Origin of the sequence: Furfurilactobacillus siliginis (assembly GCF_001437435.1) — a bacterium.
In the GTDB taxonomy this organism is placed as follows: Bacteria; Bacillota; Bacilli; order Lactobacillales; family Lactobacillaceae; genus Furfurilactobacillus; species Furfurilactobacillus siliginis.
In genome coordinates this window covers 1-12753 of record NZ_JQCB01000005.1, presented here as the reverse complement: position 1 = coordinate 12753, position 12753 = coordinate 1, and the positions used below count along the sequence as shown (strand labels likewise).

The 12753-nt window shown below is 44.9% G+C and carries 11 protein-coding genes and 17 tRNA genes; 2 read left to right on the top strand and 26 right to left on the bottom strand.

Translation table 11 applies throughout. The features are described 5' to 3' along the window. Positions 1-375: 375 nt before the first annotated feature. From IV55_RS04635 to yjbM, 3 genes are read right to left on the bottom strand one after another with little or no spacing between them, the layout of a single operon-like run. Positions 376-1302, bottom strand: a complete 927-nt coding sequence (locus tag IV55_RS04635) for an RluA family pseudouridine synthase (protein ID WP_057809829.1) — start codon at positions 1300-1302, stop codon at positions 376-378. Then, a complete protein-coding gene (locus tag IV55_RS04630) occupies positions 1302-2105 on the bottom strand; it encodes an NAD kinase (protein WP_057809827.1) in 804 nt (267 codons plus the stop codon). The genes IV55_RS04635 and IV55_RS04630 overlap by 1 nt, the downstream gene beginning before the upstream one ends. A 42-nt stretch (positions 2106-2147) precedes the next feature. Continuing rightward, positions 2148-2825, bottom strand: coding sequence for a GTP diphosphokinase (gene yjbM, locus IV55_RS04625; protein ID WP_057809824.1), 678 nt, complete (start codon positions 2823-2825; stop codon positions 2148-2150). Positions 2826-3131: 306 nt separating this feature from the next. On the opposite strand from yjbM, the gene IV55_RS04620 reads away from it, so the two are divergent. Beyond that, on the top strand, positions 3132-3758 hold the full coding sequence (locus IV55_RS04620; RefSeq protein WP_057809822.1) for a DsbA family protein: 627 nt from the start codon (positions 3132-3134) through the stop codon (positions 3756-3758). A gap of 216 nt (positions 3759-3974) precedes the next feature. Here the strand turns inward: IV55_RS04620 and pepF are convergent, their stop codons facing one another. The 5 genes from pepF to IV55_RS04595 all read right to left on the bottom strand — a co-directional run bounded on the left by pepF (position 3975) and on the right by IV55_RS04595 (position 9381). Beyond that, positions 3975-5777 (bottom strand): oligoendopeptidase F, encoded by a 1803-nt coding sequence (gene pepF / locus IV55_RS04615; protein WP_057809820.1) that lies wholly within the window; start codon positions 5775-5777, stop codon positions 3975-3977. 65 nt (positions 5778-5842) lie between these two features. Next, positions 5843-6883, bottom strand: a complete 1041-nt coding sequence (locus IV55_RS04610) for a competence protein CoiA (RefSeq protein WP_162260728.1) — start codon at positions 6881-6883, stop codon at positions 5843-5845. A gap of 109 nt (positions 6884-6992) precedes the next feature. Next, positions 6993-7727 carry an adaptor protein MecA gene (locus tag IV55_RS04605; RefSeq protein WP_057809816.1) on the bottom strand — a complete coding sequence of 245 codons (735 nt, stop codon included), beginning with the start codon at positions 7725-7727 and terminating at the stop codon, positions 6993-6995. A 181-nt stretch (positions 7728-7908) separates the two neighbouring features. Continuing rightward, positions 7909-8307, bottom strand: coding sequence for a transcriptional regulator SpxA (gene spxA / locus IV55_RS04600; RefSeq protein WP_057810104.1), 399 nt, complete (start codon positions 8305-8307; stop codon positions 7909-7911). 333 nt (positions 8308-8640) lie between these two features. Further along, positions 8641-9381 carry an MBL fold metallo-hydrolase gene (locus IV55_RS04595; RefSeq protein WP_057809814.1) on the bottom strand — a complete coding sequence of 247 codons (741 nt, stop codon included), beginning with the start codon at positions 9379-9381 and terminating at the stop codon, positions 8641-8643. Between the two features lie 112 nt (positions 9382-9493). Between IV55_RS04595 and IV55_RS04590 the strand changes: the two genes are divergently transcribed. Continuing rightward, positions 9494-9991: an antibiotic biosynthesis monooxygenase gene (locus IV55_RS04590; RefSeq protein WP_057809812.1), complete on the top strand. Its 498-nt coding sequence runs from the start codon at positions 9494-9496 to the stop codon at positions 9989-9991. A 51-nt stretch (positions 9992-10042) separates the two neighbouring features. Here the strand turns inward: IV55_RS04590 and IV55_RS04585 are convergent, their stop codons facing one another. From IV55_RS04585 to IV55_RS04500, 18 genes are all read right to left on the bottom strand, one after another. After that, entirely contained in the window at positions 10043-11038 is a 996-nt protein-coding gene (locus IV55_RS04585; RefSeq protein ID WP_057809810.1) for an FAD:protein FMN transferase, read from the bottom strand. A 67-nt stretch (positions 11039-11105) separates the two neighbouring features. Beyond that, a tRNA-Met gene (locus IV55_RS04580) sits at positions 11106-11179 on the bottom strand. An 18-nt stretch (positions 11180-11197) separates the two neighbouring features. Beyond that, a tRNA-Glu gene (locus IV55_RS04575) sits at positions 11198-11270 on the bottom strand. A 20-nt stretch (positions 11271-11290) separates the two neighbouring features. Then, positions 11291-11378: transfer RNA gene (locus IV55_RS04570), tRNA-Ser, on the bottom strand. 9 nt (positions 11379-11387) lie between these two features. Next, positions 11388-11461 (bottom strand) — tRNA-Ile (locus tag IV55_RS04565). Between the two features lie 4 nt (positions 11462-11465). Next, positions 11466-11536, bottom strand: a tRNA-Gly gene (locus IV55_RS04560). Positions 11537-11551: 15 nt separating this feature from the next. After that, a tRNA-Phe gene (locus IV55_RS04555) sits at positions 11552-11624 on the bottom strand. Positions 11625-11631: 7 nt separating this feature from the next. Next, positions 11632-11705 (bottom strand) — tRNA-Asp (locus tag IV55_RS04550). A gap of 4 nt (positions 11706-11709) precedes the next feature. Continuing rightward, positions 11710-11783, bottom strand: a tRNA-Met gene (locus tag IV55_RS04545). A gap of 18 nt (positions 11784-11801) precedes the next feature. After that, positions 11802-11893, bottom strand: a tRNA-Ser gene (locus IV55_RS04540). A gap of 33 nt (positions 11894-11926) precedes the next feature. After that, positions 11927-12000, bottom strand: a tRNA-Ile gene (locus IV55_RS04535). A 20-nt stretch (positions 12001-12020) separates the two neighbouring features. Beyond that, positions 12021-12094 (bottom strand) — tRNA-Met (locus tag IV55_RS04530). A gap of 30 nt (positions 12095-12124) precedes the next feature. Then, a tRNA-Pro gene (locus IV55_RS04525) sits at positions 12125-12198 on the bottom strand. A gap of 39 nt (positions 12199-12237) precedes the next feature. Then, positions 12238-12311: transfer RNA gene (locus IV55_RS04520), tRNA-Arg, on the bottom strand. Between the two features lie 4 nt (positions 12312-12315). After that, positions 12316-12404: transfer RNA gene (locus IV55_RS04515), tRNA-Leu, on the bottom strand. Between the two features lie 21 nt (positions 12405-12425). Next, a tRNA-Gly gene (locus IV55_RS04510) sits at positions 12426-12497 on the bottom strand. A 14-nt stretch (positions 12498-12511) separates the two neighbouring features. Then, a tRNA-Thr gene (locus IV55_RS04505) sits at positions 12512-12584 on the bottom strand. A gap of 36 nt (positions 12585-12620) precedes the next feature. Next, positions 12621-12693, bottom strand: a tRNA-Lys gene (locus IV55_RS04500). Positions 12694-12753: the final 60 nt, after the last annotated feature.

Here is a 12753-nt window from a genome sequence, read left to right as displayed (position 1 = left end):
TGTTACCCTGTTTTGGCGGAGAGTGTCGCTCGCTTTGCGAGCGGCACAACCGTTAGTACCAAATTAAAAGTTAAACGCAACACCAAATAACCGCTCCAACAGTTTATCTCTAGACTGTTGGAGCGGTTATTTGATGTTTACAGTTAGCTTTTACATAGAGTGAACGTTGGCCGCTGCAGCTCCCGTGGCGGAGAGTTTACTTCGACGTTCATTGAACTTGTGCTTTGCCCGCAAGGCGGGCAAAGCACTCCTCCAACGCCAAGTCATTAGCAACGAAGACCAGATGTAACACCGAGAACGAAGGACTGCGAAGAATTCGCAAAGTCCGCAGTGGTAAGGTGTCACATCTGGTCGACGGTGAGCGAAGCGAACTTGCTAATGACTTGGCGTTGGAGGACACTGCCCCTGCGCCACAATTAAGCGCCGGATATCCTCAGCGGGATCGACATGTAACGTGCGTTGCGTCTGCGCAAATGGGTCGTTGAAACTTAAATCCGTGCACGCCAACGCTTGCCGTGTGATGCCAAGATTCAGCGGTCCTTCATATAATGCATCCCCAACTAATGGATGACCGATACTCGCAAAATGCACCCGAATTTGATGTGTTCGGCCAGTATGCAATTGTACGCGTACCACTGTAGCATCTGCTAATTCGGTCACAACATCATATTCAGTGTGCGCCGCTTGCCCTTCTGGTCCTGTCATACGTTTAATAAACGACGTCGGATCTCGTAAAATTGGCGTTGTTATGTCACCATGCGTTGCTAGTCCATGCCCGGCAACCACTGCCAAATACGTTTTTTGCAACGAATGTACTTTTAACTGACGATCAAGAACGGAATGTGCCATATGATGCTTACCAAACAACACCATGCCACTTGTATCCTTGTCCAGCCGGGTAACGATGTGTGGCACCTGTAATGGAATACCGTGTGTGATGAAATATCCCTTCGCACGGTTGACCATCGTATCATTGGCATAATGATGTGCCGGCACTGAAGCGACGCCGGCCGGTTTATTGACCACCAAAAAGTTATCATCTTCAAACACAACGTTTAACGGCTGGTCAGAAATGGTCACCGCTGCGTTAGCCGGTTCTGGCGGCAACGTAATGGTGACCACATCACCTGGTTGCACAAGGTCAACGCTCCAAGCTGGTTGATGATTAATGTGCATACTGCCGCCGTGAAATTTAATCTGAATTAAAACGGCATGCGAAACGCCGTGGCTACTCAAAAACGTCTGTAGTTTCACAGACTCGTCAGTATCATTACGCCAGTTGAAGCGTAGCGGATAAGCCATTATAAGACATCCCCGATAAATGATTCTCGAACACGTTGCCAAAATGCGGTGTGTCGATACTCTGCAAAGGAAATCCGTTGATTAGAAACTTTAAAGGTAATTTCTTTTACTAAACGTTCTGGTGTCAAAAATTGGTCACAGCTGATGGAGAAATTATCCGCGTCATCTGAACGTAACGTGACCCATTCATCCTTGCCAATAATAAATGATGCCCCCAATGTTCGGAATACACGATTATTGATCGACGCAATTTCAGCCATTTGAATAGCTTCGATGCCCGGGTGCAAAACGGCCCCACCAAGCGATTTGTTATAACCTGTTGATCCAGTTGGTGTGGAAAAGCAGAGACCATCGCCACGAAAACGTTCAAATAATTGATCTTTAATATACACATCGCAAACCAACGTCTTAGCCGCCTTTTTAACAGTTGCTTCATTCAACGCTAAAAACTGTTGTGGCGCCGTTTCGCCCTTGTACGTGATGTTAATATCTAGCAGCGGATAACTGACACTTTCACCATTATCATGCGCCAAGCTAGTCACTAACTGATCAATTTCGTAGTCCCGCCAGTCAGTATAAAAGCCCAAGTGACCGGTGTGTAAACCAACAAAACGAATGTGATCCAAAATTGACCGGTAGTGATGAAAGGCGGATAGCAACGTGCCATCCCCACCAACGGACACGACAACGTCAGGATTATCATCATCAATTGTTAGGTGCGCAGCATTCAGCGCGACTGTTAATTTTTCAATCACTGCCCGTGTGGCATCATTTGGATAGTAACTGTAAATTGCAACTCTCATAATTTTCTCTACTCTCTCGTGTGGCACTCGTCATCAAGATACTTAATGTATTTCAGGCTGATCATCTGCGTGGTCATCGCCAATCATTTGCTGTTCGGCATCTGCAGGTTCCGACCAATCGTCACCTTTGGACTCAGAAATATCGGCCCGAATCGCCGACATTTCCTGATCTAAGCGAAAGGCAGCTTCTCCGGCACGTTCTAACCGACCTTGTAATTCTTTGGGAAATTCACCTTGGTATTTGTACCCAAGTGAATGTTCAATCGTCGCCCAAAAATTCATGGCCAACGTGCGCACTTGAATTTCAGCCAGGATCCGCTTTTCCCCATCCATCATTTGAACTGGGTAAGACACCACAATGTGATAAGAACGGTAGCCGCTAGGTTTGACATTAGAAATATAATCGCGTTCCTCGAGAATGGTTAGATCCGTCCGTTTCCGCAACAAATCCACCACTTGATAAATATCATCCACAAATTGACACATGATTCGTAGCCCGGCAATATCTTGCATATCGGCTTCCAAACGATCCTCAGCAACATGCCGACGCACCATTTTTTCTTGAATACTGCCGATTGGCTTCACCCGTCCGGTGACAAATTCAACTGGTGACGGCTGCCCGGCATCTTGATATTGCGTACGAATACCGCGAAGTTTAATCTTCAATTCCTCAACTGCTTGCTCATAAGGGAGCAAAAAGTGATCCCAGTCTTCAATCATCTGGCGACCTCCTCACCTATGTCGTTTAAAAGCGGTGTAAAACCACACCACTGACTGGTTCAATTTTACCATACTTTCCATTGTTACCGCTGCGATAGCACTAGGTGTAAAGTCATAAAACGTTTGGCTTTACATTATGAAAAAAATCGGGCATTATAGTCCCAGTCAAAAGCAATCGTTACGGCATGGATTGAACCTTGTGCAACCGGTTGTTTTTATTTGGTAAAACGCTAAAGCAGTGACTGTTTGACGGCGTTTAGGCCGGTAATGATCACTTTAAAACAAACATTAGATGGAGGTCAAACCGTGTTAGAAGTGTATCTGTTTGTTAATCCCCTTGGCACAAATTGTTTTGCGTGCGAAAAGCAAGTTAACCAAATTTCCGCGCAAACGCAGAGCAAACTACAAATTCAGTTTGTCCCCATGCTGAACCTTCAAACAATCAATTCAACCTTCCGTCGTCTGAGTGCAGAACACGCTGACCTAGATCGTAATGATTTAGCCGATCAACTCTACCAAATTATTTTGGATTACAAAGCTGCCTCATTTCAGGGCAAACGTTTAGGCCGACAGTTCTTCCTTCGTTTACAAGAACAATTGCTCGGTCAACACCAACTTTACTCAGCAAAACTAGGCTCAAAGGTTGCTCATGACCTCGCCTTAGATGTTGAAATGTTCGAGGAAGATCGGCGCAGTAAATTGGCCGAAAATGCCTTCAGTGCCGATCAACGTTTAGTTTCCGAAATGGGCATCGAGCATCCTAGTGAAACGGTCATTTTTGATGTCGATGACTTTGAATGTGGCCTCTTGATGGAACGTTTCGACTACAACACCCTTTTAGAAATCAGCGAACACAATGTTAATGCAACCCTTGCGAGCCTCCCTCAAGCAGCGAAACAAGGCACAGAAAAAGCAAACCTACGCGTTTTGTAACATGCAAAAATGAGTCGCATGGACATAACTAATTATGTCCATTGCGACTCATTTTTGTTTTCTAAGTTTCAATAGTGGAAACGTGCGCCAAAAGTCAAGTAGCTGTGCAGACTACGAACCACCTACCGGATTGAAGATCAATCCGTACGGCCGTTCTAGGTCTTGCTCGCTACTTCCAGACTTTTGGCCCACTCTCTCATTCTTATTTAACTGAAATTACTTGAGCAATGCTTCAAATTCATTCAGCCGTTGTTCAAACACTGCAAATGCATCCTGTAAATAATCCGGTTTTGTCATATCCACACCGGCTGTCTTCATGACATCAAGTGGATATGCCGAACTACCAGCCTTTAAGAAATTAAGGTAGTGCTCCAGTGCCCCAGGTTTTTGACTCGTAATGTTATGTGACAGCGTGGATGCTGCCGCAAAACCAGTGGCATATTGAAATACATAATAATTGTAATAGAAATGCGGAATCCGCGCCCATTCATAGGCGATTTCTGGATCTGGTGTTAAATCATCCCCATAGTAAGTTTGATTCAGTTTCCCGTAATAATCCGCCATGTGTTGCGCAGTCAGTGGGTGACCGGCAGCGTCTTCTTGGTGAATCCAATGTTCAAACTCAGCAAATTGCGTTTGACGAAAGACGGTTCCCTTAAAGCCATCTAGATAATGATTCAACACAAATGCTTTCACTTTAGGATCATCTGTATTATCCAGCAGGTATTGGGTCAACGTATTTTCATTGGTGGTTGAAGCGATTTCTGCAACGAAAATCGAATAGTCCCCATACTGAAACGGCTGATTATGACGTGTGTAATAACTGTGAATACTGTGCCCCATTTCATGAACAAGGGTAAACAGTTCCTCCAAATTATCCTGCCAGTTCAACAAAATATATGGGTTGGTATCGTAAACACCAGAAGAAAAGGCACCACTGCGTTTTCCTTTCGTTTCCACCACATCGACCCACCGATTATCAAACGCCTCTTGAACATGGCTTACATAATCGTCACCCATGACAGATAGCGCCTTTAACGCAGTCTGTTGTGCTTCTGGATACGTGTAACTCAACGGTGACTCACCCGTAATTGGCGTATACAAATCATAGGTGTGTAGGTGATCAACACCCAAAATTCGTTTCCGTAAACTAACATAGCGATGCAGTAAATCTAGATGACTGTTCACTTCAGTCACTAACGTATCATAAACACTTTCAGGAACATTGTTGCTAGCTAATGCAGCAGCGCGGGCCGTTGGATAATGATGCACAGAGGCATCAAAATTATGACCTTTTACATTACTTGATAGCGTTGAAGCAAAGGTGTTTTGAAATTGGAGATAGACCTTATACAGTTGCTTAAAGGCAGCCGCACGTACAGAACGGTCTGTAGACTGTAGTAGTACGCCATATACCCCCTGCGTCAAGCGGACGTCGTTACCTGCCTCGTCCTTAACAACTGGAAACTCAAGGTCAGCATTATCCAAAACACCAAAAGTCTTAGCCGATGCGCCAAAGATATCACTTGCGCCTGCGAGCAACCCTTCCTTGTCAGCAGACAGCGTATGTTCTCTGGCACGATCCAAATCAGCAAAGTAATGTGCATAAGGTGCTAAGGTCGCTTCCTTCAACCAGGATTGCAACGTTTCTTCTGGAATGGACAACACTTCCGGATTAAACCAAGCTAACGCACTACCTGCACGAGCAACTAAATCGTTTGCCTGCGCAGCTAAACCTTGGGCATCCTGATCCCCTGTATCTTGCTCCTGTTTCAAGGATGCATACACATCAACATTTTCGAGCTGATGCCAGATGTCTAATAAATAGGTTGTCCCGGCCAATAGTTGGTCAGCACTCTCCCCCAGATGGCCTTGATATGTATCACGCTGTTCCAAATCCTGTTCAATTTTTTGATAAGCTGCTTTCCAGTCAGCGTCGCTTTTGAAAATTTGTGTTAAATCCCACGTTAATGCTTCGTCAACTTCATCACGCGTTGGCAGTTGTTTTACATCTGACATATTGGCCTCCTAATGAATAAACCATGAGTTCTTTCTAATGACTTTTTAATCTTACCACAATTAATTTACTTATGTAGCCACTGAACCATACTTTCATGGTGCTTGTCACTAAAGAAGGCTTCTCGCCGAACACGAAGCTGTTGCTGTTGCCAAACAGTCTGCTGCCACTTCTGATTAGATAACCATCGTAGTCTTGGCAAGACACGCTTCCCCCAGCTGATTAATTGTTGCCGTGGCGTCGCATCTGGATGTGCTTGCCACCACAAAAATAAGGGAATCCGCCAGTCCAATTCATTATTAATAAAGCATGGATCGTTAAATTCACCGCCGTAGACCCATTCAGGTAGTTCCAGTAAATGCGTCTGTTGCTGGTAACACAAGGCCTGCCAACGCAACATTGGTGTCGCTTTGTGATGCAATCCCAGTAATAATGCATGCCGTTGCCGTAAAATGGCCTCCTGATTCAGCGAAACTGATGCTGGCTTCTCCACCCCTGACAACCACCACGCCCGCCATTGTAACCAGCTGTCAAACTGGCGCTGATAGTAACGGATTGGCAACAGAGGTGCTTGCTTGATATCAAAAACAACTAATATTTTTTCCGTTTCTGTTTGCCAATAAAGTTGGCAGACGCCAAAGCGCGCATGGGCAATTATAAATTTACTGATTTTACTAATTGAAAGTCGTGGTTGCGGTAAATAAGGTCGACCAAGCAACCAAATTTGCTGATAGCCGCCTTGATGGTAACCAGAAACACGTTCATTAAAGCGCTCCTCAGATAATGGACTACATTGAAACTCAACGGCCAGCCGTTCGTTTACCAAAATGTCCGGACGCTGACCTAATTGGCGGATGGGACTCTCCAATACCGCGGTGCCTCCCTGCCTTGTAAACCAGGCCTGTAATTGTGCTTTGCCCCGTAAATGTTCACTTGTCTCTCCTTCACTAAACGTCTCGCACGCCTCATTGGCTCGATGTGCGAAATAAGCCATACGGATATTTCCCGCCCGCAAGTGAACTGGCCGATCACAACCCGGACACAAAAAAGACGCCGTTAGATTTTTACTGGCTTGTTTCAGTTCACCTGTCATTTCATCTTTAGCCATTAGCATTTTGGTCACCTCATACACAACATACGTATTTCAGATCAAAATGCTCGACAAAAAAAGGATTAAGACAAAATCACTTTTGTCTTAATCCCTGCGGACCGAATCATTATTTAAAATAATGCCGTGCTAACTCTAACGCAGATGTATCCATGACTTTATCGCCATGTTCGGCTAACACATCACTCGTAATACTTGTTTTATTGGCATACTCTAACGCAACGGCAACATCATCTTTAATTGTCTCTGGTGTTGTTTGATCCGTAAAGAACACCAAATCCAAGTAATAATGATCACGGTATTTATACAGATTAGAAACCGCCCCGTCCAACCGCAAACTCTTGGCGATAGCTACTAAATCCTCGAAGTCGCCAAGTTGTAAAACAACTTCTTTAGTTGGAACATCTGGATTATTGACCACCCCTTTGAGGTCGTCTGGATCATCATCTTGAATTTCAGTTTTACGTTCGTCGTCATCATCGCGACCTTGTAATTGTGCCTTTAAAAAATCGGACACTTGATCAGTGGAGCTACTATCGAAGTCAACTGCACCACTGATATTTGCACCGTTATCATCGAACGCGTCATCTCCGTCGGCATCGTCGCCAACGTTTTTACTGATAAACAACTCAAGGCCGTTTCGGTTAGGTAACACCTGGAACGTCACAGCTTCGTTATCTTGAAATTGGCGATCAACGTCAACTTCTTCCAAAATACTGTAGAAGAAGCTTTCAATCTGCTGATGGTTCCCTAGCAAATCTAAGACAGTGATACCCCGGGCAGATAAATCATCATTGCCGATCAGCACCCGAATTGTATTTTCATTAATGCGTTCCATCTCCATGCGAAACACCCCTTTCACAAAAGGACGTCGATCCTAAATGTTTATTCATATTTTAGTCTTCTGCACCACAAAGTAAAGTTTAACCACTTCGTTAAACAAACTTTGTAATCAAAAACAAAAGACTGAATCTATGAGACATTATCCCATAGATCCAGTCACATGCAAACAGCATCAATATCGTTTATAAATCAGCAAGCCGTTGTGCTTCGGCCAGTTCCATTGCACGCACGTCACGTGGCAAGAAACGGCGAATTTCATCTTCGTTATAACCAACCTGCAGCCGTTTGTCATCCATAATGATTGGACGACGCAGTAAGGCTGGGTTTTCGTGAACTAGTGAAATTAACTTGTTCATTGGTAAATCATCCAAATCAACATGCAGGTCTTGGAAGACTTTTGAACGTTTGGAAATGATTTCTTCGGTGCCATCTTCAGTCATCCGCAAAACCGTTTTAACTTCATCAGTTGAAAGTGGTTCAGCAAAGATGTTCCGTTCTTTAAACGGAATGTTGTTTTCAATTAACCAAGCTCGTGCTTTGCGGCATGAAGTGCAACTCGGTGACGTATAAAGTGTAACCATATTGTTGTTCATAGATGTCGTCCCCCTAACTCACGCTGTACTAATGATTTCTCTTTAATTGTACATAAGTTATTATACAGCACGTCCATCTAAAAGAAAACCTTTTCTGAAGCATTTGCCGAACATCCATTCCCATAGTTAAAATACACATTTGCTTTTTATGTATTTTACATTTTTAAAAAGAAACATAAATACCATCTAGTTGATAAAACTGTTATGCCGTTCATTTGTTTTATTAGATTGTTTGCATTAGTAATATCTAAAATACAATAAGCAAAACGCCGTCCTTACGCGTTTTGCTTATTTTTAATCAGTGAATTTAATTGTACACAACTATATTTCTAATTTATTTATTTCGCTAGCTAATAATACACGCGTGTCCTTCGTGACCTTTGCCGCTGCCTCTTGCTTTAATCGCTGGAGGTCTCCTGTCTGGGGTAAGTGTGTTAGTATCAGCGTCTTTGCCTTAGCCTCTTTTGCTAGTGTCCCTGCCTGCCCTGCCTCCATGTGCCACTCTTTACCCACATGATCATCATAAAAGTTTGTATCAACCATCAGCACATCAGCATCTTTCGCAAATGTAGCTAACGTTGGCATCAAAGCACTGTCTGCTGTAAAGACAAGTGTCTGTCTCGTCTTTGTTTCGACTACTTTAACCGCAAATGTTGGTACCGGATGTACGGTACGCATAAACGTTACGACAAACGGTCCTAAAACCAATGAACTGTCCGGGTCATACCCAATGCCTTGCGTCGCATTAGGCCAAGTCAATGCCGCAAAGTTTAACGGATCCTCTGTATGTCCATATATTGGAAGAATCGCTTCTTTACGCGCCCCTGTCACAAGCTGCCACTCATACTGCAGCGGTCCAACGTCAGCAATGTGATCATGATGGTAATGTGTGAGTAATAGCGCATCCAGTTGCATCGGATCCAATACCTTTTGCAGGGCTAACAATGTGCCGCTGCCAGCATCCACCATTAGGTTGTAATCGCCACTTTGCAGTAGGTAGCCAGACGTTCCCACTCCATTTGCTGGGTAGCCGCCATAATAGCCTAGAATCGATAATTTCATGCTTTCTAAACTCCTTTAATCAACTTTTTAACGCCTAACAAGCACGTGCATGGGTCAACTTTCAAAAAACGACTATACTATAAGTGACAAACAATCTGAAAGGAGACACATCATGGCACATGAAATTGCATTAACGTTTGGTACTAAGGACATCTTACAACGGATTCAATCAAACAATCCGCAAAATCAACTAATTTCATTATCTGAGACTGGTTCAGAAGAACGACTTTTACTACTAGACACTAGTCAGCAACCAGGTGTGTTTGCAAACCCCATCACGTACACTTCCATCATGGGTGTTGGCGAAATCACCACCACACCCCTCTTGGCATTTACAACGCTGCAACTGGACGCTGACCATGCAAAGATTCTGCGTGCTAGTATCACACGCCTCTTAGATCAGCAATTACCAACGGGACTAACCTCATTGCACCTGCTTGAAAACAAAAAGAATTCAAATGCGTTTTTACTGTTAACAAATTGGGAAGACATGTCAGCTTACTATGCCTGGCCAACCAGTCCATCATTTGAATTACTCAAACCATTTTATAAACAAACCCAGTTTAATTATCGCGCAGTTACCTACACACCGATTGACTTATCCAAATAAACAAAGCCCCTTGGACAAAATCACTTTTGTCCAAGGGGCTTTATTTATTATTTAAACCTCATTTGAGGCAAGTATTAGTGAACCATCAACCTGTTGCTTAAAGCCGACCGAAGTAAGTTTATGATCCTGTGAAACGAAAACGGCACCATAACAATCTGGATGTGCAACTAACCATTGTTCATCAGCAGCTTGATCAAAAAACAGCCGTGTCGATTCAATTTCACCAATAACTGAATGACGGCTAAAGATCGTGACACTTTCCAGCCTTGTTTCGAATGGGTAACCAGTTCTTGAATCAATAATATGATGATAGGCCTGACCATCAACATCTAAATGACGCTCATAGATTCCGGATGTCACGGCCGAGCATTCAGGCAAAATCACCGTTGCCAAAGGTGCGCCTCTTTGTGCCCAGGGATCCTGCACGCCAATACGCCACATTTTATCTACCCGCGCTGGTGCATCACCGACGAACAACAGATTACCACCAAGGTTTATAATGCCCGAAATCACACCATGAGCACGCCACAAATCACGAATTCTGTCAGCGATATACCCTTTTGCAATTGCCCCTAAATCTAGTTCCATACCCGCTTCTTGTAAAAGTACCGAATGTTGTTCTTCATCTAAAACAATCTTATGTGGATCAATCAACGTCATTGCCGCCTGAATTGACTCCTTACTGGGTACATGCGCACCAGCAAAACCAATTTGCCATTGCTTTACCAACGGACCGATGGCGGCGTTAAAGCCACTATCTTCTAAACTAGCTGTAAGTGCCAACTTAACTAACGAAAAAGTGCTATCTGAAACTTGAATGGCGGTTTCACCAGCCGCGTGATTTATCGCCATGACCTCTGAATCAACCCGGTTAACGGTCAATTGATCTTCATACTGATCAACAAGCTGTTGCGACGCAGTCAATATATCCGCTGATGTGGTGCCATAAACGGTTAATACAATACTTGTCCCCAAAGCATGAAAGGTTTGTGTCTGCGGTGTCTTCGCGGCATCATCAATTAATGTATGTGTCCATCCAGATTTCATCATCGACTCCTCAATAAACGATTAATATCAAACAAAAAACCTTACTATGACAAGTAAGGTTTAATAATTGCGGGGGCTGGATTTGAACCAACGACCTTCGGGTTATGGGCCCGACGAGCTACCGGACTGCTCCACCCCGCGATAATATAAGAATGTTGATGACCCCTACGGGATTCGAACCCATGTTACCGCCGTGAAAGGGCGGTGTCTTAAACCACTTGACCAAGGGGTCATGAAAATATAATTGCTAAACGGAGAAGGAGAGATTCGAACTCTCGCGCCGCTTTCGCGACCTATACCCTTAGCAGGGGCACCTCTTCAGCCACTTGAGTACTTCCCCAAAACCAAATGGGCACAAGTGGACTCGAACCACCGACCTCACGCTTATCAGGCGTGCGCTCTAACCAGCTGAGCTATGCGCCCATGAAGCGGGTGACGAGAATCGGACTCGCGACAGCAGCTTGGAAGGCTGCGGTTTTACCACTAAACTACACCCGCATATCATGGTTATTATGGCGCGGGACAGAATCGAACTGCCGACACATGGAGCTTCAATCCATTGCTCTACCGACTGAGCTACCGAGCCATTTAAGCGGTCCCAACGAGACTCGAACTCGTGATCTCCTGCGTGACAGGCAGGCGTCCTAACCAACTGGACCATGGGACCAAAATTGCGGGGGCTGGATTTGAACCAACGACCTTCGGGTTATGGGCCCGACGAGCTACCAGACTGCTCCACCCCGCGATAATAGTAAGTTTTAAAAGGAGGATAAGAGATTCGAACTCTTGCGTGGACTTGCGCCCACCTGACGGTTTTCAAGACCGTTCCCTTCAGCCAGACTTGGGTAATCCTCCATAATTGAACTAGTGGACCACTGCATAGCGTAGTGGACCTTGTAGGACTCGAACCTACGACCGGACGGTTATGAGCCGTCTGCTCTAACCAACTGAGCTAAAGGTCCAAGTTCATCAATAATACCAATCGCGGCAGGGGGGATCGAACCCTCGACCTCCCGGGTATGAACCGGACGCTCTAGCCAGCTGAGCTACACCGCGATCATAAACAGTCATAAGACTATTTATAAATCGGGAAAACAGGATTCGAACCTGCGACCCCCTGGTCCCAAACCAGGTGCTCTACCAAGCTGAGCTATTTCCCGAAATTAAATTGTTACAACAGATTAAGAAACAATCTGCAATGCACCCAGTAGGAGTCGAACCTACAACCTTCTGATTCGTAGTCAGACACTCTATCCAGTTGCGCTATGGGTGCAAAATGGTGCCGAGGACCGGGATCGAACCGGTACGGTCATCACTGACCGCAGGATTTTAAGTCCTGTGCGTCTGCCAATTCCGCCACCCCGGCAAAATAATATGAATTGGCAAAAGCGGAAGACGGGATTCGAACCCGCGACCCCCACCATGGCAAGGTGATGTTCTACCACTGAACTACTTCCGCATATTCTGTTTCAATGCCGACTAGAGGATTCGAACCTCCGACCCCCTGTTTACAAGACAGGTGCTCTGCCAACTGAGCTAAGTCGGCGTTAAGCCGAAAGAAATTCTTGCCCTCTAGGGGCAATGAGCCGTGACAGTCTCGAACTGTCGACCCTCTGATTAAAAGTCAGATGCTCTACCAACTGAGCTAACGGCTCATTAATGGAAGATACAGGGCTCGAACCTGTGACCCTCTGCTTGTAAGGCAGACGCTCTCC

What these genes read in the sequence shown, in the direction of transcription:
- IV55_RS04635 (WP_057809829.1), bottom strand. Translation starts at nt 1,302, where the DNA reads ATGGCTTATCCGCTACGCTTCAACTGGCGTAATGATACTGACGAGTCT.
- spxA (WP_057810104.1), bottom strand. Translation starts at nt 8,307, where the DNA reads ATGGTTACACTTTATACGTCACCGAGTTGCACTTCATGCCGCAAAGCA.
- pepF (WP_057809820.1), bottom strand. Translation starts at nt 5,777, where the DNA reads ATGTCAGATGTAAAACAACTGCCAACGCGTGATGAAGTTGACGAAGCA.
- IV55_RS04595 (WP_057809814.1), bottom strand. Translation starts at nt 9,381, where the DNA reads ATGAAATTATCGATTCTAGGCTATTATGGCGGCTACCCAGCAAATGGA.
- IV55_RS04605 (WP_057809816.1), bottom strand. Translation starts at nt 7,727, where the DNA reads ATGGAGATGGAACGCATTAATGAAAATACAATTCGGGTGCTGATCGGC.
- IV55_RS04585 (WP_057809810.1), bottom strand. Translation starts at nt 11,038, where the DNA reads ATGAAATCTGGATGGACACATACATTAATTGATGATGCCGCGAAGACA.
- IV55_RS04630 (WP_057809827.1), bottom strand. Translation starts at nt 2,105, where the DNA reads ATGAGAGTTGCAATTTACAGTTACTATCCAAATGATGCCACACGGGCA.
- IV55_RS04610 (WP_162260728.1), bottom strand. Translation starts at nt 6,883, where the DNA reads ATGGCTAAAGATGAAATGACAGGTGAACTGAAACAAGCCAGTAAAAAT.
- IV55_RS04590 (WP_057809812.1), top strand. Translation starts at nt 9,494, where the DNA reads ATGGCACATGAAATTGCATTAACGTTTGGTACTAAGGACATCTTACAA.
- yjbM (WP_057809824.1), bottom strand. Translation starts at nt 2,825, where the DNA reads ATGATTGAAGACTGGGATCACTTTTTGCTCCCTTATGAGCAAGCAGTT.